The sequence below is a fragment of the Micromonospora sp. WMMD1082 genome (assembly GCF_029626175.1).
GTDB lineage: Bacteria > Actinomycetota > Actinomycetes > Mycobacteriales > Micromonosporaceae > Micromonospora.
Map to the genome: position 1 here is coordinate 5,181,130 of NZ_JARUBM010000002.1, position 19,180 is coordinate 5,200,309.

The 19,180-nt window shown below is 68.1% G+C and carries 24 protein-coding genes, 1 tRNA gene and 1 pseudogene; 19 read left to right on the top strand and 7 right to left on the bottom strand.

Features of this window, described 5'->3' with window-relative positions; all coding sequences use genetic code 11:
* Positions 1–32 precede the first annotated feature (32 nt).
* The 5 genes from O7615_RS23845 to O7615_RS23865 all read left to right on the top strand — a co-directional run bounded on the left by O7615_RS23845 (position 33) and on the right by O7615_RS23865 (position 3,353).
* Positions 33–105, top strand: a tRNA-Gly gene (locus tag O7615_RS23845).
* A gap of 35 nt (positions 106–140) precedes the next feature.
* The gene (locus O7615_RS23850) at positions 141–1,484 is read left to right on the top strand and encodes a hypothetical protein (RefSeq protein ID WP_278180016.1); all 1,344 of its coding nucleotides are present in this window, start codon (positions 141–143) and stop codon (positions 1,482–1,484) included.
* Positions 1,481–1,939, top strand: coding sequence for a hypothetical protein (locus tag O7615_RS23855; RefSeq protein WP_278180017.1), 459 nt, complete (start codon positions 1,481–1,483; stop codon positions 1,937–1,939). The genes O7615_RS23850 and O7615_RS23855 overlap by 4 nt, the downstream gene beginning before the upstream one ends.
* The gene (locus O7615_RS23860; protein WP_278180018.1) at positions 1,936–2,412 is read left to right on the top strand and encodes a DUF6085 family protein; all 477 of its coding nucleotides are present in this window, start codon (positions 1,936–1,938) and stop codon (positions 2,410–2,412) included. The genes O7615_RS23855 and O7615_RS23860 overlap by 4 nt, the downstream gene beginning before the upstream one ends.
* Entirely contained in the window at positions 2,409–3,353 is a 945-nt protein-coding gene (locus O7615_RS23865; RefSeq protein WP_278180019.1) for a ParB N-terminal domain-containing protein, read from the top strand. Before O7615_RS23860 ends, O7615_RS23865 begins: the two co-directional genes overlap by 4 nt.
* Before the next feature lie 62 nt (positions 3,354–3,415).
* On the opposite strand, the gene O7615_RS23870 is transcribed toward O7615_RS23865, so the two are convergent.
* Positions 3,416–3,982 (bottom strand): hypothetical protein, encoded by a 567-nt coding sequence (locus O7615_RS23870; RefSeq protein ID WP_278180020.1) that lies wholly within the window; start codon positions 3,980–3,982, stop codon positions 3,416–3,418.
* 280 nt (positions 3,983–4,262) lie between these two features.
* Here O7615_RS23870 and O7615_RS23875 point away from each other — a divergent pair, with 280 nt between their 5' ends.
* The 5 genes from O7615_RS23875 to O7615_RS23895 all read left to right on the top strand — a co-directional run bounded on the left by O7615_RS23875 (position 4,263) and on the right by O7615_RS23895 (position 7,153).
* Complete coding sequence (locus tag O7615_RS23875) at positions 4,263–4,547, top strand: hypothetical protein (RefSeq protein WP_278180021.1); 285 nt, start codon at positions 4,263–4,265, stop codon at positions 4,545–4,547.
* 69 nt (positions 4,548–4,616) lie between these two features.
* Complete coding sequence (locus tag O7615_RS23880) at positions 4,617–5,231, top strand: hypothetical protein (RefSeq protein WP_278180022.1); 615 nt, start codon at positions 4,617–4,619, stop codon at positions 5,229–5,231.
* Positions 5,209–5,358: a hypothetical protein gene (locus O7615_RS23885; protein ID WP_278180023.1), complete on the top strand. Its 150-nt coding sequence runs from the start codon at positions 5,209–5,211 to the stop codon at positions 5,356–5,358. Before O7615_RS23880 ends, O7615_RS23885 begins: the two co-directional genes overlap by 23 nt.
* An 85-nt stretch (positions 5,359–5,443) precedes the next feature.
* Positions 5,444–5,752, top strand: coding sequence for a hypothetical protein (locus tag O7615_RS23890; protein WP_278180024.1), 309 nt, complete (start codon positions 5,444–5,446; stop codon positions 5,750–5,752).
* Between the two features lie 3 nt (positions 5,753–5,755).
* A complete protein-coding gene (locus tag O7615_RS23895) occupies positions 5,756–7,153 on the top strand; it encodes a terminase family protein (protein WP_278180025.1) in 1,398 nt (465 codons plus the stop codon).
* A gap of 8 nt (positions 7,154–7,161) precedes the next feature.
* Here O7615_RS23895 and O7615_RS23900 read toward each other — a convergent pair whose 3' ends face one another.
* Positions 7,162–8,493: an ATP-binding protein gene (locus O7615_RS23900; RefSeq protein WP_278180026.1), complete on the bottom strand. Its 1,332-nt coding sequence runs from the start codon at positions 8,491–8,493 to the stop codon at positions 7,162–7,164.
* Positions 8,494–8,640: 147 nt separating this feature from the next.
* On the opposite strand from O7615_RS23900, the gene O7615_RS23905 reads away from it, so the two are divergent.
* The 6 genes from O7615_RS23905 to O7615_RS23930 all read left to right on the top strand — a co-directional run bounded on the left by O7615_RS23905 (position 8,641) and on the right by O7615_RS23930 (position 13,393).
* Positions 8,641–10,212, top strand: a complete 1,572-nt coding sequence (locus O7615_RS23905; RefSeq protein ID WP_278180027.1) for a ParB/RepB/Spo0J family partition protein — start codon at positions 8,641–8,643, stop codon at positions 10,210–10,212.
* Positions 10,213–10,256: 44 nt separating this feature from the next.
* A complete protein-coding gene (locus O7615_RS23910; RefSeq protein WP_278180028.1) occupies positions 10,257–11,042 on the top strand; it encodes a phosphoadenosine phosphosulfate reductase family protein in 786 nt (261 codons plus the stop codon).
* Between the two features lie 2 nt (positions 11,043–11,044).
* Positions 11,045–11,716 carry a hypothetical protein gene (locus tag O7615_RS23915; protein WP_278180029.1) on the top strand — a complete coding sequence of 224 codons (672 nt, stop codon included), beginning with the start codon at positions 11,045–11,047 and terminating at the stop codon, positions 11,714–11,716.
* 12 nt (positions 11,717–11,728) lie between these two features.
* Positions 11,729–12,130 carry a hypothetical protein gene (locus O7615_RS23920; protein ID WP_278180030.1) on the top strand — a complete coding sequence of 134 codons (402 nt, stop codon included), beginning with the start codon at positions 11,729–11,731 and terminating at the stop codon, positions 12,128–12,130.
* Positions 12,131–12,337: 207 nt separating this feature from the next.
* The gene (locus O7615_RS23925; protein ID WP_278182212.1) at positions 12,338–12,703 is read left to right on the top strand and encodes a recombinase family protein; all 366 of its coding nucleotides are present in this window, start codon (positions 12,338–12,340) and stop codon (positions 12,701–12,703) included.
* A gap of 99 nt (positions 12,704–12,802) precedes the next feature.
* Positions 12,803–13,393, top strand: coding sequence for a hypothetical protein (locus O7615_RS23930; protein ID WP_278180031.1), 591 nt, complete (start codon positions 12,803–12,805; stop codon positions 13,391–13,393).
* Positions 13,394–14,299: 906 nt separating this feature from the next.
* Here the strand turns inward: O7615_RS23930 and O7615_RS23935 are convergent.
* From O7615_RS23935 to O7615_RS23945, 3 genes and pseudogenes are all read right to left on the bottom strand, one after another.
* Complete coding sequence (locus O7615_RS23935) at positions 14,300–14,659, bottom strand: hypothetical protein (RefSeq protein WP_278180032.1); 360 nt, start codon at positions 14,657–14,659, stop codon at positions 14,300–14,302.
* A gap of 63 nt (positions 14,660–14,722) precedes the next feature.
* A complete protein-coding gene (locus tag O7615_RS23940) occupies positions 14,723–15,373 on the bottom strand; it encodes a hypothetical protein (RefSeq protein ID WP_278180033.1) in 651 nt (216 codons plus the stop codon).
* Between the two features lie 294 nt (positions 15,374–15,667).
* Positions 15,668–16,022 (bottom strand): annotated as a pseudogene (locus tag O7615_RS23945) (transposase); the annotation flags it as partial.
* Between the two features lie 121 nt (positions 16,023–16,143).
* Here O7615_RS23945 and O7615_RS23950 point away from each other — a divergent pair.
* Both O7615_RS23950 and O7615_RS23955 read left to right on the top strand, forming a co-directional pair.
* Positions 16,144–16,521: a hypothetical protein gene (locus tag O7615_RS23950; RefSeq protein ID WP_278180034.1), complete on the top strand. Its 378-nt coding sequence runs from the start codon at positions 16,144–16,146 to the stop codon at positions 16,519–16,521.
* Position 16,522: 1 nt separating this feature from the next.
* On the top strand, positions 16,523–17,044 hold the full coding sequence (locus O7615_RS23955) for a hypothetical protein (RefSeq protein ID WP_278180035.1): 522 nt from the start codon (positions 16,523–16,525) through the stop codon (positions 17,042–17,044).
* Positions 17,045–17,274: 230 nt separating this feature from the next.
* Here the strand turns inward: O7615_RS23955 and O7615_RS23960 are convergent, their stop codons facing one another.
* The gene (locus O7615_RS23960) at positions 17,275–17,670 is read right to left on the bottom strand and encodes a hypothetical protein (RefSeq protein WP_278180036.1); all 396 of its coding nucleotides are present in this window, start codon (positions 17,668–17,670) and stop codon (positions 17,275–17,277) included.
* A 496-nt stretch (positions 17,671–18,166) separates the two neighbouring features.
* The gene (locus O7615_RS23965; RefSeq protein ID WP_278180037.1) at positions 18,167–18,793 is read right to left on the bottom strand and encodes a hypothetical protein; all 627 of its coding nucleotides are present in this window, start codon (positions 18,791–18,793) and stop codon (positions 18,167–18,169) included.
* A 72-nt stretch (positions 18,794–18,865) separates the two neighbouring features.
* Here O7615_RS23965 and O7615_RS23970 point away from each other — a divergent pair, with 72 nt between their 5' ends.
* Positions 18,866–19,180 carry a hypothetical protein gene (locus tag O7615_RS23970; RefSeq protein WP_278180038.1) on the top strand — a complete coding sequence of 105 codons (315 nt, stop codon included), beginning with the start codon at positions 18,866–18,868 and terminating at the stop codon, positions 19,178–19,180.

The window sequence follows — 19,180 nt, forward strand, 5'->3', positions numbered from 1 at the left end:
CTACAATGCTGTACTGCGTTCCCATACGCTCCGCGCTGGAAGTGCTGCTTGGTGGCACGCCGCCGTTCCACGGTGGAGGCCCAGGTTCAAATCCTGGCCGGCGCTCGACGCCCGGCCACAGGGGAAGGTGGTAGAGGCGCGTGTTCCACGGCAGCATCCCGGCCGACCTGCGCTCGATCATCTACGAGCACGCCGAGTCCTGGCCCGACACCGACCTGTACGTCGGCTGCTCGGGCAACTTCACGATCGAGCGGACGCTGCACAGCCGGCCCGGCGAACAGCGCGCGATTCACGGCAACGACGTCCAGTCGTACTCGAGCGCGCTCGGCTGGTGGCTCGCCGGCCGGGACCTGGACTACCGGCTCAAGGACGAGCACCGCGAGGAGCTGGCCTGGCTGGAGCCGTACCTGACCAGCTCCACGGACACCCTCGCCTCGCTGATGCTCGGCACCCGGTTCCTCCAGTACGTCGGGCGGCCCGGCGTCTACTACGAGCGGATGGTCCGAGCGACCATCGGCCAGTTCCCGACGATGCACGCCAAGACGGTCGCCAAGCTGAACGCGCTGACGCTGCGCCTGGCCTCGTACTACTGCGGCGACGTGCGGGACTACCTGCGCGACGTCGTGCCCGACGACGCCCCGGTGGCGATGTTCCCGCCGTTCTACGCCGGGGACTACGAGGCGCAGTTCGCCGGCATCGACGAGTTCTTCGCCTGGCCGGCGCCGACGTACGACACGCTCGACGAGGACGGCAAGGAAGAGATCATCGGGGCGGTCCTCGACCGGCCCCACTGGATCCTCGGCCTGCACATCGCCCGCGAGGAGCTGCGCCCGTGGCTGCGCGGCGTCGTGCAGACCTCCAACCGCGGTATGCCGATCTACGTCTACGCGTCGTCCGGAGCGCGGCGCGTCGTCGCGCCCGTCCAGCAGGTCGCCCCGATCCTCATGCCGAAGATCGGGCCCGCCGAGGACATCGGCGACCGCATGGCCATCCACGTGCTCAACGGCGGCCAGTTCGCCGCCGTCCGCTCGCAGTTCATGAGCAAGACGATCCTGCCCGGGTCGCCGCTGCTCGCCTGCGGCGTCAGCGTCGACGGCAAGCTCGTCGGGGCGTTCGCCTACCTGCCGCCGAAGTTCGACCCGGCCTGCGCCTACCTGATGAGCGACTTCCCCGTGTCGTGGACCCGGTACCGCCGGCTGGCGAAGCTGATCGTGATGGCGGCCGCCAGCCGCGAGGCGCAGCTGCTGTTGCAGCGGTCGCTGTCGAAGCGGCTCACCTCGTGGTCGACCACGGCGTTCACCGACCGGCCGAACAGCGCGAAGTACGGCCGGGGCATCCCCGGCGTCAAGCTCCAGAAGCGCAGCGAGCCGGCCGTCGACGGCATCCACCGCTATCAGCTCCAGTACGGCGGCCCGCTGGGCGGCTGGACCCTGCAAGAGGCGCTGGCGGAGTGGAAGCGCCGCCACGGGAAGGACATGCGATGAACGACGAGCAGCTCGACGGCCAGCAGCCGGCCGCCGAGCCGGCCGGCTGCCCCAAGGTGATGTGGGACGGCCTCGACAGCATTCGGTGCAACCAGGGTGCCGACAGCGGCGTCTGCCCGCTGCACGGCCAGTTCCGGCACCCGCAGCCGGCCGACCCGGACCGGGCGTGCCTCCACGGCAACATGCACTTGGACGCCGACGTGCAGCGGCTGACCGCCTCCGATGACGATCCCACCGTGGTGGCGTACATCGTCGAACTCCAGGTCCGCTGCTTGGCTTGTCAGGAGCGGTTCCGCTGGATCGGCGTACCCGCCGGTCTGATGCCGGGTATGCCCGCCTGTAGCCCGGACGAGTTCACGCTGCACGCGCCGATCCGGCCTTCCAGCGCCGACCCGGATTTCGGCCTGAGCATTCCGGGGTTCGCCATTCAGTTCCGGGGCGAGGGTGAGCGGTGAGCGGCGAGCGCCACGACACCGGGGTCTACCGCGGCGACTCGACGCACTGCGTGCCGCCGTATCCGGGAGCACTGCCCGGCGTGCTGTACCCGGCGGGTGCCGACGTCGATCTTGTGGTCCGGGCAGTCGCCCGGGCCCGCTACCTCCGGGCGTACCCCGCCGATCTGGAGGGGGCCGACGGGTATGCTGAGCGGGTCGCGGCCGACCCGCCGTTCCGTGCCGAGATGACCGCCGCCCTCGCGGCTCTCGCCGGCGCTGGCCGCATGATGCCCGTCGACGCCGAGACGGCGCACCTGGTCGAGCTTCGCGCCGAAGGCTGGACGGTCCAGCACCCCCTGTCGTGCCGGCCGAACCTGTTCGCCTGCGAGGTGAACCGGGTCGCCGAGCGGGGCCTGACCGCCGTCCCCGACGAGTTGGGTGTGTTTGAGTGCCGCGCCGAGGACGGCGTGCTGGTGATCGGGGCGGCCCGGTGAGCGACATCGACGAGCTGCCCGGACCCGCCGACGCCGGCCCGCTGAACCTGCGGCCCGCAACGGTCGCCCCGGCCGACCTGACGCTGCTGGAAGTCAACGCGCGGTACATGCGTAAGGAGACGTTCGACCGCCTGGTGGCGAACGTTCGCCGCGACGGTGCGCTCACCAGCACGCCGCTGGTGTGGAACGACGAGGTGAGCGGCCGGATGGTCGTGCTGTCCGGGAACCACCGGATCATGGCCGCCCGGGAGGCGGGCCTGGAACAGGTCTCCGTCATCGTGGTCGACCAGCCGCTGACCCGCGCCCGGCAGGTCGCGCTCCAGCTGTCCCACAACGCCATTGAGGGCGAGGACGACCCGGCCACGCTCAAGCATCTGTACGACGAGCTGGACGACGTGGACTGGCGGGCCTACTCGGGCCTGGACGACAAGCAGCTCGACCTGCTCGCGCAGGTCGACCTGGAGGGCCTGTCCGAGGCGAACCTGGACTTCGCCACCGTGCAGCTGGTGTTCCTGCCGCACGAGCTGGACGCCGCCCGCGGCAGCTTCGAGGAAGCCCGCCGCATCGTCCAGGCCGACGTCCGCTGGCTCGCCGGGTATGCCGAGTACGAAACCACCCTGGACGCCCTCGCGACGGCCCACGGTGCCCACAACGTCGGCAACGTGGCCACCGCGCTCGGCCTGATCCTCCAGGTGTTCGAGCGGCACCTCGGCGAGCTGCGCGACGGAGTGTGGTTCGACCCGGAGTCCGGCGAGTCGATCGGCGCGGCCGGCCGCCTGGTGCCGGTCGAGACGATCATCGAGACGCGCTCGATGCCAGCCGACGCCGCCGCTGTGCTGACCCGCGCGGTCAACAAGCTGGTGGCCGCCGGGGAGGTGCCCGCCGACCAGCGGTGGCGCGCCCTGGAGCTTCTAGCCGCCGACTACCTGGCGGGCGCGTAATGGGGATGAGCCCGGTGTCCGCCGCGCCACCGCGCAGCGGACACCGGAACCCCTGCCCGGGCCTAGGCGTGCGGATGAATCGGCACCAGCTCGGACGCGCCCGCGAACTCGAAGCTGAGGAAGTCGACGCCGGGGCGGTACACGACGTGCCAATTCAGCTGTACCTGCCGGTCGAAGGTCACCTCAGCGAAGCCGTCCACGTCAGAGTCAACGAGCCGGACATCGTCACGGTCGGCGACGCCGGCCGGTGGACCCCAGCCGGTGAACCGCACATGAGCCTCAACCTCGACGGTGACCACCTGGTCGCCGTCGGGCAGTGGATCGACCATCTGCCAGTCGATCGTGGCCAGGTCGGGCAGCACCTCGTCCAGCACCAGTTCGTGAAGGATGTCGGTAGGCAGCTCGACCTCGTCGAACGTCAGACCGGCGAGCCGGTTCCGCCCCACGTCGCGGGCAACGTCGCTGCCCGCCATGCTCCGGCACTGGCCGGTGATCTCCTCGGGCAGAAGGCTCTCCAGCGACGGGAACAGCGACTCCATTTCCCGCTGCTTGCGGACACGGCGCAGCGCTTCGCTGTATGGGATGTTGAGCTTCTTCGCCAGCAGTTTGGCCTGTTGGTCCCTACTCACGGTCGATCCATCCTCCGGCGGACTATCCCACGCGACCACCGGCGACATTGGATGTACCGGAGCCACAGCAACACCTGCGTGACGATCAACGCCTTGTCCCTCGGTGTCGCAGTGCCGGGCGTGGGCCGGCGGGCAACAGGAGAAACCGGCGGCGCAGGGCCACCGTACGACCAAGCCTAGCTCGCACATCAAGCACCGCCAACCATGCGATCGCCCGGCACCCTCCTCACCGGAAGGTGTGCGGTCGCAGTAAACAACTGTCACCGGCCAAGGAGGAGAGATGGCCGACAGCAATCCACAGGGTCTTTACGCCGGGCTCGATGAGCGGCAGCGGTACGAGTTGGACCGCCGCTGCGACCACCACCCGCCGCGCAGCACCGTCCAAGCCGAGGCCCACGGCAGGTGGCGCGCCGCCATGAAGGTCCTGATGGCCGAGGCGATGCGCAGCCTGCCGCCCTGCCGCGAAACGTCGATGGTCCTGACCTCCCTGGACGACGCGCTCATGTATGGCAACGCGGCGATCGCACGCCCCCCGATGGCCAACGGCCGACGGGGCGGCCACTGAGACAGGGCGGCCCGGCTGGCACTTCCCCGCCCGCCTGGCCGCCCGCACCAGCATGACGAGGAGGTGACCATGAGCGAGCCGGAAATTCTGGCCTGGGACCGGCAGCACCGTGAGCCCGAGAAGGCGTACGGGTACTTCGTGCTGTACCGGGACCTCGGCCGCACCCGCACGGTCGCCAAGGTCGCCACCGAGGTCGACAAATCCCGGGATTACCTCCACAAGCTCGCCACCAGCTGGAAGTGGGTGCAGCGGGCGCAGGCGTGGGACCGCGAAGAGGACCGGCTGTACGTCGAGGGCCTGGCCGAGCAGCGGCGGGACATGGCGAAGCGGCACGCGCGGATCGCGTCGGCGCTGCAAGGGAAGCTCGTCGCCCGGTTGCAGTCCCTCAAGCCGGAACAGCTCAGCGTGGCCGATATCGCCCGCTGGCTGGAGGTGGCGACCCGGGTCGAGCGGCTGGCGCTGGGCCTGCCCGACTCCACGACGGCGCACACCGGCCCGGACGGCGGCCCAATCCGCGCCGAGGTCGAGCAGATGACCGAGCAGCAGCGCGCCGAATTCTTCCGGGCGCTGATGGCCGAGGCGGCAGCCCGCGCCGGCCAGGCCAACCCGAACGCCGAGCCCGACGACCTGGCGCCCGGCGATGACGACGAGGAGACAGCCGATGAGCCGGCGTCGCAGGATTGACGAGCAGGTGCGGATCGCGGTGGAGGTGCACGCGCCGCGGTGGGCGGTGCGGGCAGTCACGGCGGGCGTGCTGCTGCTGGGCGCCGCGAACGTGACCGCCGTGGTGATGCTGCTGGTGGCCGGGTGAGCCGTCGCGGCCCCCGCTCGACGCGGCTGCTGACCGGCCACCGCCGGCCCCGCCCGCCGGATCCGCCTACCGGCCCGGTGGTCCGGTGACCCGGGTCGGCCAGCAGACGTGGGCGGCATTGGACGTCGCCGGGCAGCGGTGGGTCGGGCGCGTCCCGGTCGTCGCCCCGGACCCGGTGCAGCGCCGCTCTCTGGTCCGCCGGACGTGGGCGTGGCGGCTGCTGCTGGCCGGCTGGATCGCGCTGACCGGGCTCGCCGCCTGGCTGGCGTGGCGGTGGCTCGGCCCGGTCGGGCTGGGCTGCCCGCTGCTGATGGGCGGTCCGCTGCTCGGCTTGTGGTGGTGCTCCCTGGTGGACCTGCGGCAGCAGGCCGACGAGATGTGGGGCGGGCGCTGAGCGATGCTTCTGTCGTACCCGGACCCGGCGCTGATGACGGACGCCGAGCTGGCCGCGTACCTGCGCGAGGTGTCCGAGGTGCAGGGCATGGTCCGGTACGACTGGCGGCGCCATGCGCGACCGGAGCAGATGGAGCCGGCGTACTACCGGATCTGGATGCTGCTCGCCGGCCGTGGCTTCGGTAAGACCCGCACCGGCGCGGAGACGGTACGCGGCTGGGCCGGGACGCGGCCGGGCGGGCACTACGCGGTGATCGCGAAGACACACCGCGAGGTCTACAACGTGTGCTTCACCGCCAGGCGGGCCGGGCTGCTGGCGGTGATCCCGCCGAAGCAGGTGCGGACGTTCAACAAGAGCGAGCCGTACCTGGAACTCACGAACGGCGCGATCATTCGCGGGTTCGGCGCGCAGGACCCGGACACGCTGCGCGGTTACGACTTTGACGGTTGCTGGCTCGACGAGTACTCGGCCTGGCCGTTGCAGACCGCACAGGGTGTGTTCGACATGCTGTGGTTCTGCATGCGCGAGGCGCCCAAGCCGCGCATGGTCATCTCGACCACCCCGAAGCCGTTGCCGCACGTGAAAAAGCTGCTGGTGCGGGCGAAGAAGCAGTTGGCGCGCAGCCGCCGGCCCCGGGTGGTCATCACCCGCGGCAAGACGATGGACAACGCCGCGAACCTGTCGCCGGAGGCGTTGGAGGAGTTGCTGGAGCAGTACGGCGGCACCCGGCTGGGCCGGCAGGAACTTAACGCCGAAATGCTGTCGGACGTCGACGGCGCACTGTGGATGTCCGCGTGGATCGAGGCCGGCCGGGTCGACAAGGACGATGTGCCGCCGCTGGTCCGCACAGTCGTCAGCGTCGACCCGGCGGACACGGTGTCGGAGACGAGCGACGAGACGGGCATCGTCGCGGTCGGCCGAGGCGAGGACGGCGACCACTACGTGCTGGCCGACCGGAGCATGAAGATCGCCGGGGTGGCCGCCGCCCGGCGGATCTGGCAGTGCTACCTGGACGTCGACGCCGACGTGGTGATCTACGAGGGGTCGTCGGCGTGGCTGCGGGACATCCTGGTCGACGCCTGGGTGGCCATGCAGACGGAGGGGCTGCTGCCGGGCGGTGACCCGCCGATCGACGTGGTGCAGGCCCGCCAGTCGAAGCGGGTACGCGCCGAGCCGGTGGCGGCTCGGTACGAGGTTGTTCCGCCACGGGTGCACCACGTCGGCACGTTCCCGGCGTTGGAGGACCAGCAGACGACGTGGACGCCGGAGTCCGGGAACTCCCCGGACCGGCTGGACGCGCTGGTGCACGGGGTGGCGTACCTGCGGGCAAAGGAGTCTCGCCGTGCGGTCGTTGCCTCGCCACTCGGACCGCGGATCCCACCACGCTCAGGACCGCCGTGATGTGGGAATCAGCCCAGCGTCTCGGTGAGCACTTGGACGCCCGATTCCTCGGCCCAGCGGGTGATGGCTGCCTGGCTGGACCGATGCCAGTGCCGGATGCGGATTGCTCCTTCCGCAGTGACCTGTGCTACCTCAGGTGCGCCGAACGCTTGAAACAGCTCACTGGTGAGCCGATGCGTCGTCGCGACCAGGCCCCTGTCCCCGGCGCAGAGGTCGTCGATGTCGGCGACTGTGTCGGCGTACGGCTGCTCAATGATCGTGTCGGAGCCAATCTGTTCGTTCGGCCAGCCGACGTTGGACACGAGCGCGATAGGTCGATTACTGATGGGCCAGATTGTGGCTCGGACGGTCGCGAGCCCTCCGGCCGCAGCCCGGTCGCGTGCGTGGTGGGCGAGGAACTGGAGGCCGGCTCCCACGCCGAGGGTCAGCCACTGTGTGTCTACGAGGCGGGCGCTGGGGTCCTCGTTTCCGGACACCGTCGAACCAACGGCAGTGGAGAAGGTGCCACCGCCGTTCTCATGGAGTTCACATGCCCCACGGCTGTAAGGCGTGCTGGGCTTGAACGTGCCGACACCTACCAGCCGGCGATGCCGCACTGTCGACCGGGTGAAGCGGCGTACTGGATTGCCGAAAGCACCGGCAGTGTGGCTGGCATTGCTGAGCTCGAAGGCCCTCAGGGCAGCGGTGTCGACGGTGAATCCGCCCGGCACGTCCGGAACGAGGGTGACCACCACGAGCAATTCGTCGGCCGCATGGCGCGAGGCGAAGTCAGCTTCGAGGCGGGCAGCCTCCTCAATGCGGTTGGTCAATCCGACGAACCGTGCCCGGTACGCCTCGGCCACCAGTGCCTCGGACAGCCATACAGTCTGGGTGCCGATGCGCCTGGGGTAGAGCAGCGAGTTGTTCTGGATGTAGGCGTGTGGGGCTGTCGCCGTCCGGGCGACCCAGATGATGAGGAAACCGGTGCCGGGCCGGTCGGGATCCTCGACCGGGATGATGTCGAACGTCGGAGTCGGCTGGACGTTGGCGACGACGGTCTGGTGGAGCCGGAGGCGCTCGGCGTCGCTGATGTCGACGCCTTCGTCCTTCGTGGCGCGGCCTTGACTGTCCTCCGCCATGCCGAGGATGAGCAGGCCGCCGTTGGCGTTGGCCAAGCCGCCGACATCGCCGCACAGCGCCTTCCGGTCCTTGTCCCGGCTGCCGTATGTGTCGCGCTTGAAGTCCAGGTCGGGGCCTTCGGCGGTGCCCGGGATGAGGCCCGTGACCTGCTTATAGGTCAGGGATTCGTCGATGGGTCCACCGAGGAGCTGTTCGAGTCGGCAATTCCTCAGTGTCGGCATGGGTTCGATCGTGGACCGCCGAGCCCAGGTAGGGCAAATCCGCAGGTCACTGGGGATCTCGATTGGACGGGAAATGATCTTGATTGATACAATGATTATGTACGGCATGAGCTGTATGCAGTTCACGTGGAAGAGGAAGGACCACCAGTGACAGCAGCCACCAAACGGCGCCCGAAGACCAAGGCGCCGTACCTCGCGGACATCGACCCGCGCGACCTGCTAGCGAACCCGCGTAACGTCCGCAACCAGCACGGCGACCTGACCGAGTTGCGCGCCTCGATCGCCGCCAGCGGCGTCATCCAGGCACTGCTCGTCGTTCCCGAAGACGGCGGCCACCTGATCGTCGCCGGCCACCGCCGCGCCGCCGCAGCCGCAGAGGCGCTGGAAGCCGGCGACTGGCCCGAGGACATGCCCCCCACCGTGCCGTGCCTCGTGCGGCCCGACCTGGCCGGCGTCCCCGCCAGCCAGGTGTTGTCCATGCTGATCGAGAACGACCAGCGCGCCGACATCACGGTCACCGAGCGGGCCGTCGCGTACGCGCAACTGGAACTGTTCGGCCTCGACACCATGCAGATCGCCCGGCGCACCGGACGCAGCCTCAAGCACGTCACCGACTCGCTGCGGCTCGTCGCGTTCGGTGAGAAGGCCACGGCGGCGGCCGACGCCGGCAAGCTGACTCTGGACGATGTTGCCCAACTGGCCGAGTTCGAGGACGACCCGGCCCTGGTCAACAAGATCCTCAAGGACGTCGGCAACAGCTGGGGTATCAAGCACAGGGTCGAAGAGGAACGACGCAAGCGGAAGGTCAAGGAGGCCGTCGCGAAGCTGACCGCCGACCTGAAAGCGGCGGGCGTGAAGATCGTCAAGCGGCCGAAGGAGTGGCCGCACAACTGCGCAATGACCAGGGTGACCTCGCTGACGACGGCTGACGGCCAGGAGATCGACCCCGAGGCCGTGAAGACGCTGGACGGGTTCGGCGCACTCGTGGAGGAGCGGTGGGAGTCGGCGGAGGCGATCATCGTCTGCATCGACCCCGACGCCCACGGCTACGTCCGTACCGGCTACAGCTACTACACGAGTCCGGTCCAGAAGGCCGCCGAGGAAGAGCAGCGGAGGGCCGAAGAGGACCGCCGGAAGCGGCTGAACGAGGCGGCCCGGGTGCGCCGCACGTTCCTGATCGAGAAGTACGGCAGTGCGAAGGGTGCCAAGACGCTGCTCGTCGACGCGCTGCGGATCGCCGTGGTGTACCCCAGCTTCCTGGTACACAACGTCGACGGGCAACTGCTCCGGGACTTGTGCGGCGGTGAGCTGACCGACGGCATGACCGCCGGGCAGGACCGGCTGAACCGGATGCTCGTCGCCCGGCTGATCGGCGCCCAGGAGTCCAACGTCGAGCAGGTCGCGGCCGGCCGATGGTCGCAGTACAAGGACCTAATCGTGAAGTGGCTGACCTGGCTGGAGGAGGACGGCTACGAACTGTCTGATGCCGAGGTCGAGCTGCGCACGCGGCTCGCCGTGGAGGAAGAGGAACGCCGGCGCGAGGAAGAGGAGGAGGAAGCCGAGCGCCTGGCGTACGAGGCTGAGGAGGACGACGACCAGGAGGTCACCGAGACGGCAATCGTGGACGTGGACTTGCCCGAGCAAGACGTCGCCCCTGAGCCGGAGGCCGACCCGGACCCGCGCGCCGAGGCTGACACGGAGGGGGTAGCGCAGGCGTGACGCGACTCGTCCCTGCCCGGGACGGGCGGGAGGCGGCCACCACGGTGGCCGCCTCCCGGCGTCTCCCGGCACACCCGAACGCGCCCGAACTCGCGGAATGCGACGTGTTCGTGGCCAACCACAGCGGCGGGAAGGACTCCCTGGCCATGCTGGATGTCGTCGCGCACGACACCGACGCTGCCGGCGTACTGAACCGCGTCGTGGTGCAACACAACGACCTTGGCCGAGTCGAGTGGCCCGGCGCCCGCGAGATCGCCCAGCAGCACGCCGAGCACTACGGGCTTCGGTTTGAGGTACGGAGCCGCCGCGGCCCGGACCTGCTGGACGACATCCGTCGGCGGGGAAAGTTCCCTGATGCCGCACGCCGCTGGTGCACCAGTGACCATAAGCGTGGGCCCGGCCGGACCTTGCTGACGGAGCTGACGCGCGAACTCGCCCTGGCCCGGCCCGCGCGGATCGTGCAGTGCTACGGCTTCCGGGCCCAGGAGTCGCCGGGCCGGGCGGCCAAGGAAGCGTTCGCCTACGACCAGGCAGCGTCGACGCAGACGACCCGGCACGTGTGGACGTGGCTGCCGATCCTCGGCTGGACCGTCGATCAGGTGTGGAATCAGATCCGCGCCAGCGGCATGCCGCACCACCCGGCGTACGACGAGGGCATGTCGCGGCTGTCGTGCTCGTTCTGCGTTCTCGCGTCGCGGCGGGACCTGCTGACGGCGTGCCGTCTTCGTCCTGATCTGGCGCGCGAGTATGCCGCAGTGGAAGCGGAGATCAGGCACCGTTTCCGGCAGGACCTCAGCATGGCGCGGATCCTTGATGAGGCCGGGGTATGACCGTGGACGAGGAAGTGTTGCGCGGCAGCTGCCCGGCCTGCGAGGCCGGGATCGGCGGGATGCACGCCGATGACTGCGATGTGGCCGAGTGCCTGGCGACTGGCCGGAAGCGGCTGTGGTGCCGGGCCCTGGCCGATTCCGCCGGCCACGACTGCGGGCAGGCCGACTGGACCGGCCGGTGGCCCGGCCACCGGGAGTGCCGGGAGTTCGGCTGGCACATCCAGTGGGACCAGGAAGCCAGCCGGTGGGTGCCGTGCTCCCCGGACGTGGAGGGCTCGGGCCCGAACCTGACCCGCCTGTACGAGCAGGCGCGGTGGGACACGGACCGGCGGCGGTGGGTGCGGCGCCGGGGGGTGCTGTTCGCCCGCGCGGTGCGCGGCGGCCGGGCCACGGTCGAGGAGCTGGCGAAGGTCGCGGCCCGCTGGTGTGACGAGCAGGGCATCGAGGTGGTCGCGTCGCGGGTCGGGCCGCGCGGCTGGCGGGAGACGGTGGCCGACGTCGAGGACGGCGCGGCGGAGCTGGTCGTGGTGCCGTCGGTGGAGCGCCTCGGGTTCGGCAAGCAGGTGTTCGAGCGGATCGCTGCCGTACGGCGCCTCGGCGGCGACGTCGCCGGGCCGGGGCTGCACGTCGACGAGGCCGGGCGGGTCGTTGAGACGACGACCGCCGGAACGTGAAGGGAATCCACGATGGAGGACGGGAAGCGCAGCGCGTTCGACGTGGCGCGCGAGGCGCTGCTGAACCGCTACGGGACGCTCGACCCCGACCGGATGCGGACGCTCGGCGCGGATGATGTCGAGGTCGGCGCGGCGGTGAACATCGCCCAGCGGGACGGCCAGGGTATGCCGCGAGAGAGGAGGGTGATTCTGGCGTGCCCGCCGACGAACATGAACGAGCTGCTAGAGGGCACGGGCAACCCCCGGTACGTGCCGACCGTCGAACACTCGCTGACGCGGTGCGGCGACTGCGGTACGGACATGTGGATCGGGCCTAGGCAGCAGGCGGTGGCGGTGCGGGCGCCGGAGGCGACCCTGGTGTTGTGCATGGTGTGCGCGATCCGGGAGACGGAGAGGCGCGGGCGGTGCCGGTGATCGGTGACCTCGGCGGCAACGACGGGAGGCCACGGCACGCGGGCAGCTAGTCCGTCCAGCGGACCAGCCGAGAGGCGGGTCACGGCGATGCCGTGGCCCGCCTCGGCGTGTATGCGCGCCGCAGCAATGCCCGCGCTTGAGCCATTGCGGCCGTATAGGTATCGTGCGGGACGGAGATGCGTCGAGGCCAAGGAGCCAGCTGTGCCCATGAACTACGTCTACGACCCAGACGGTCAGGTTGTCGCCAGCGAAGCCGAGACGATCCGCGAGGTTGCGGTGAAGATCCTCGACGAGGACATGAGCCTCAGCGCGGTGTGCCAGGACCTCGCCTCCCGTGGGCTAACGCGCCGCGACGGCACGCCGTGGACGACGCAGACGCTCAAGCGGCTGCTGCTCGATCCGCGGCTCGCCGGCGTCGGCGGCCTCACGCCGGTCATCGGCCGGGACACGCACGACGACCTGGTGAGCGAGCTGGGCATCCGGCAGGAGGAGGTCGTTGAGGGCTCCCGTCACCGGACCCGCGGACCGCTGGACGCGCGGACGCCGGCCCGGGTGCGGCAGTCGGGCCGCTGATCGGACCAACCGGGGCGGGTCACTGCGAGGCCGCGGGCCGCCCCCGTACCCTCACCCTTGCTGCCTCGCACGGCTACCCGTCAGGAACGGAAGCGGCCCATGAAACTGCACCCGCGCGCTCTGCTCGTCCAGGGGGCCGGCACCACCATCAGCGGTGAACTGGATCGGCTCCAGGAAGAGCACGGCCTGACCGACGTTGAGATGCTGCGGATACTGCTGGACCACCAACAGACGCTCACCAGGCACCTGCTGTCTGAAGAGCACTCCGACAACCCGGACCGCCCGGCCGACACGGACGCGTCGCCCAGCGGATTCGCGAACGCCGGCCCAGGCCGGTACGGAAAGGTCACTGCCGCGGCTCTCGCTGTCCACGTGTCCGCCGTGGAGCCGGTCCGCGTCCTGATGGTCCGGGAAAATGCGGCCTCGGCCGAGCGGTGTGGCCGGGAGCCCCTTCTCCAGCCGACGAATCGGAGGACCAACGTCATGACGCTGGTAGTGACCGACGTGGTCGTGGGATCCGACGACACGGGTCGTCGGACGCAGCGTTACTACCAGTTCCAGACCTCGGCCGGATGCACTGTCCGCTGCGCTCCGATGCAGAGCTTCATCCTCGCCCCGACGGATCGCCATGCCATCCAGCGGGCTCACGTCGAGGCGCTGGCAGACGACGCGATCAGGCGCGGCCAGTGAACCCGGGTATCCGGCAGGAGGAGGCCGCCGAGGGTCGCCCGCGCCGGCCCCGTCGCCTCGTGGATGCGCGGACGTCGATCCGAGTTCGGCAGCAGGTCCGCTGAGCGGACCAACCGGGGCGGGTCACGGTGATGCCGTGGCCCGCCCCTCGTGTGCCGCAGTCGGCGCTGACCCATAGCGGCGGGGCACGTGCGCCAGCGCCGACGAGACAGCCCCTGCACAGTCGGCCATGGCGAAACTGACTCAACGGACTTGGCGAGTGATCCGATCCATGGCCAGGAACGTCACCAGGCCGAGGGCCACCACTCCGCCGACCTCGGGAACGTGGTGTCCACCGACGCCAACGGCGGCAGCTATCACAAGTTTGAAAACGACTGTTAGAGGGATGGAGCGTTCTGGGCTTCGTTCTGACGAATTAACTGCGGATCTCATCGCAGCAGGGTTGGGAGTTTCCTTCGGCCTAAATTCTTGGACCTTGTTGTGGGATTCGTTGTTGTGAGGTCGTACGCTGGTCATCGCGTTGAGCCTTCCTGGGTCTGACTGCCGGTGGGTTTGGCGTATCTGGCGGGCACCTGGGTCGGACCGGGTGCCCGCCGTCTGTTCCGTGCCGCGTGGCACGGCGTCCAGATGCCGGGTGCTCCGGCGCAATTCACGTCGGGCTTCGACTTGCTGGACGATGAAACTGTAGATGCCGAGAGGCGCTATCGGAGCGAACATGCTACGGGGAAATCGGGTGGGTTGGTGGACAGTAGGTGTGCCCGATAGCTTCCTTTGTTGATGCTGCCTGACCAGCCAGGCCGCGTCCAGCATTTCACCGTTTCGCCACCGTTGGACCTCCATTGTGGATGCTCTACTGTGGACCGAAGGTGCCCGTAGGCTGTGTCAATGACCGGCCGCGGGAAGGACCTAGCTCTCGCGGACGTCGCAGCCAGGGCCGACCGGGGGGTCCGCCAGCACGTCACCACAGAGGCAGCGCAGCACCAGGTGACCGCCGCACGAGCACGTCCACCAGTCGCGCGCCGGCCGGGTCGCGGACCCGCCAGCGTAGGAGTGTCCGCTGCGGCAGTGTGTCGGTTCGTCGCCCACCAGCTCGCGCGTCTGCCGGTGTGGGAAGGCGACCACGTGCGGGTCGGCGCGGGCCCGCTGGACCAGGTGCCGCAGTTGCGCTGGGGAGTCGACGACGCGCCCGATGACGGTCACGCCGGCCGGGCTGTTGTCGGCCCGGTCCCAGCGGATGGTGATGTGCCATCGCGTACGCCACTCCACGACCTGACCGTACTCGAACAGGCGTTCGATCGTAGGATGCTCGGCGGCTCTGGCGGCGGTGCGTCAGGCTTTCGTAGCCGACGGCGGGATGCTACCCTTTTCGCCGCGAAAGTCCGTTTGATCAAGATTTACCGAGAGGAACCAGAAGCTGGACCGCGAGCCCGCCTTGCGGCCTGCCGACAGGCCGAGGTCGTGCCGCATGTTCGCCACCGACTCCACGTAGGCGGCCTCCGCGTTGTTGAAGAGATCGTCATGGTCCTCAGCCGGCGCCATTTCGAGCATGCGGAGCTGCAGCTCAAGCCCTTCGAGCGCTTCGCGGACCGCGTCCGAGCCGTAGAACTCGACCTCGGTCAGCAGGCGACCCCACTCGGCTAGCACCTCGGGACTGCGGCTCCATACCCACTCGTCCGGCGTCTTCGGCCTGCGGCTCCACAGTGACGGGTCAACCGATGGACCGGGACGGCCTTGCGGGTCGAGATTCGGGTGCTTCGCGTAGATGTACGAGTTGAGTTGGCGGCGCGCATTGTCGGTAGCGTCTAGGTAGATACGCTTGCGCTCGTCGGCCCAGTGCCGCCGGTCCTCCCGCGCCCAGCCCTCCCGCTCACGTTGCCGTTCCCGGCGCGCCTGCCACGCGGCTTGCATCCATTGCAGCCCCGCGCCGAGCACGATGCCGGCCAAGGTGGCGATCAGGACGGCCCATTGCGATTCCTCCACGGACATACGGTAGACCGGCCGCGCACGCGAGGTCTGTCCGGCCGCAATAGCATTGCAGGAGCCCATAGCTGCGGCGAGGCCAGCCGAGATCGCGGTGGTGCTGTTCGTCGTGGCCCGGGTGACCCGGCTGATCGTCGCCGCCGTAGCGGCGCCTGTTTTTGCGGACAGCGCCCTTGTCGAGCCCCGGGTTCAGAGCACTCCGGCGCGTAGCCGACCAACTCCCCTACCCGCAGCACGGGAAGGTGACCACGTGAGGGTCGGCGCGGACCCGCTGGGCTAGGACCGTCCTGTCGATCATGGGAGTAGATGGTGGCGATCGGTGAGGCTCGATCGATAGAGGGATGCCCGTTTGGCGTAGCGGGTGGCTAGGTCACACCATTGCTTGAGGCGGTTGAAGCAGCGTTCCGCGACGTTGCGTGTTGCGGTAGGTCGATCGGTCGAAGGCGGGTGGCCCGCCGGTGTTGCCTTTGGCGACGCGGCGGGCGACCTGGTTGCTGCGTTCGGGGATGAGGTGTCGGATTCCTCGGTGGCGCAGGGCGCGTCTGGTGCAGTCGTGGGCGTAGCCCTGTCCGCGATCAGGACGTCGGGCGCTTGCGGGGTCGCCCGGGTCCGGATTGTTGACCCGGATCGAGTCGAGCAGCGCCGACAGTCATGTGGAGGTTGGTCACCCATAACCTCAGACCGATCGACCTTGGGCGACCTGGACGGGCGGTCAGCGACAGGACAGTGACGGCTCGTGATCACCATCCCCGCATCGATAACATCCCTGTGTGGACGAAGAGGTGAGTATCACGGTCGTTGGGCTGTCGGCCTTACCTGCCGAGAGCCAAGAAGCGGTCCGAGAGGTGTTGACGCGTCGCGCGAAGGAACTCATCGAGGAAGCGGGACGGTTGGAGGCGGCAGCGAACCCGGACTCTCGTAAGCCTATGATCACTCCTTTCATGATTAATCATGCGGACATGTTCAAACAGCTTGGCTATGCTAAGCCCCGGATGAGCAAGAAGGCGCGCAACTGGATGCTTTCAAGCTTACTCGCAACCGCAATTCTGGGTTACTTTACCAACAATATGAACAAGCCGTGGGGCGCTATTGGATTCGCCATATGCGCCCTTGCCGCTTTAGTTACTTTCAGTAAAGGAACGGAGTGACATGGGCGGGCGGCTAACCAAAATTGCCATTCTCACTCTTGGCGCAATCCTCACAATCGGCGCCCTTGGCGTATTCCTATTTCTCGGCGACATCGCTGCCGGCGACCAAGCCGCGAGCATAGTAGCAGCGATTCTTGGTCTAGTCGCAGCAGCATTCGCTTTCTTTGGTTTCAGACGAGGCGGGGATTCCGCACCTCCTTTCCCGCTGCTGAACCTGCGCACCGAGGACGAGTTCTTGGTCGCCTGGGCCGTACTGGAGCGGCGACTTCGCGAAGTGGCGCCGATCGACTCCTCCCAGGCGGGCGTTATTCCAATGAAGGTTCTGCTTAAGAGTTACGAAAGGCTTCCTGGAGTAACGGAATCGGATATCCAAGATTTCTTGATGCTCTTGAATGTCCGCAATAGAATGTTGCACCCAACATTCAAGGGCTCGGGAGTTGGTCGCCAGTCCGATACTCAAGCAATATCGGCGGCGATGTTAAGACAACTTTCCAAGCTGGACAACTTGCAGCGAGGAAAGTAATACGAGCGGCACTACGGGCAGCCTGGCCTCCTGATCGCGGACTCGACCTTCTCTGGAGCCACTGTCAGTTTGGGAATCGGCTTGATCTGTACTGCGAATAGTTGTTCCGCCTGGCAGGCGGGGAACGTCCAGCTCGCCGCTGTCGGTGTGCTTTTTCACGCCGCTGTAGACCGCTGCATCGGGGACGCCTCGGGCACGAGCACAGGCATTCCGCGCCGCCGGTCCTTAACCTATGACTTGCCAAGGACGGTCGCTGCGATGGTTGCGACGGCGCCGAGAACTGCTCCAACAATTCCTGAGACAATGCTGACGAGGAGGTTGTGGCGACGCTGCTGACGCGCCTGGAAAGAACTTATTCGACGGTCTAGAACTAGTTGCACTCGGTTATAGGTGCGTTCACGAAGGCTGAGGGCACCTAAAATAGGGAATGGCGATGGAACAAGGAGCTTGATGGGCTTAATCCGTTCTAGTGAGTCGATGAAATTTTCGACCAGAACTTTTATGTCGTGTCGGTTGGTGCCGACCTCCGCCCGAATGGCACTGGCGTCTACCTCGATGCTGACACGCTCATGGTTGTTGGGCGTTACGAGCACTACGATGAGGCCAACTATGTCTTCTCGCCCCATGAGATCATTAGATGTCTCACAGCTGGATAGCCGCCCGTCCTTATGGGTTGCCAGTAGGCGCGCGTCCCCTTTAGGTGCGAGATCCGAGAGTGCTTGATCTACGTCATCCAAATATACCCGCACATTGGTAATGCGCTTGTTCCATCCTATTGGCAAGTATGGCCTCAAAGGCATCTTCGGGTGACCTTTTCTCGCGTATCACAAGGGAATTGCTACCACCACTAGCGTATCAATCCGAGAGCATGTTTCTCCATCCTGTCTGTCGCCGACCCGCCCTCCCCCTGGAACACCCACACCCATCCCCTCTGCGGCGGTCCCCGGGCTCTCCGCTCTCCGCGGCAGCCGCCAGGCGTGTTGCGTAGCCGGCGTGGAGCGACAGCGGCGCGCCGGACGCGCGCCCAGGCGGCCGGCGCGTGCCGCCCGTCCAGGTGCCTCGGCCGGGTCAGGGGCTTGACGAAGCGCTCGATGACCGTCACGCCATGTGTCCGAGTCTGCGTCACTCCGGCCGGTCCTTGGGTTGCCCCTCCCGGTCGCCCAGGCTCTCTCGGGCGCGACTGACGCGGCTCAGAACCTCTCCAAGTGTCCGGGCGATCTCGTCGCGATCGACGAGGCTGCCGTCGGACAGGCCGAGGTCGCGTCGCATCAAGGAGACGCAGTCCGCGTAGGTTTCCTTGGCGAGGGAGGAGAGCGCAACGTACAGGTCCTCCCCAGTGGCGACATCTTCGAGTACGTTCAGCGTCTCGGCGAGCTTTGTGATGGCAGCGCGCACCTCGTCGGAGCCGTAGAACTCAACCTCGGCGAGCCGCTGGTTCCACGAGCCCACCACGTCAGGCGCTCGACGCCACTTCCCCTCTGGTCTGGCGAACTCAGCTGACAGCCCGAGAGCGCTCAAGCGATGGGGGAAATCGAGCGACCAGATCTGGCGCTGTGCGACGGAGAGGCCGTCCTGGTAGACCGCCTGGCGCTTTTCCGCCCAGAGCCGCCGGTCCTCTCTCGACCAGGCTCGCTCCTCCCGTATGCGCTCCCGCCGCGCGTGGAACGCGCTCTGCGCCCATTGCAGCGCGGAGCCGAGTGCGGTACCGCCGAGTCCGGCGGCCAAGACCATCCAGTCCGCTCCTGCCACGGCTACACGGTAGAGCGGGCTCGCACGCCCGGCATCTGTCCGGTCGCAGTTGCTTTGCATATGCTCATAGCCGTGACGATGCTGATCGAGATCGTGGTGGTGTTGTTCGTCGTGGCCCGGGTGACCCGGCTGATCGTGGCCGACGAAGTCACCCGCCCGCCCCGGGAAGCGATCGTGAGACGACTGCCCGAGGGAAGCCCGTTGGCGTACCTGGTGATGTGCCGGTGGTGCCTGTCCGTCTGGGTTGCCGCGCTGGCCGCCGCAGGCTGGTGGCACCTGTCGCATCTGCCCCGCTGGTCCGGCTACTGGTGGGTGGACGTGCCGACCGTAGCCCTGGCCTTGTCGTACGCGACCGGCCTGCTGGTGCGCGCCGAGCCGGAGGCGTAG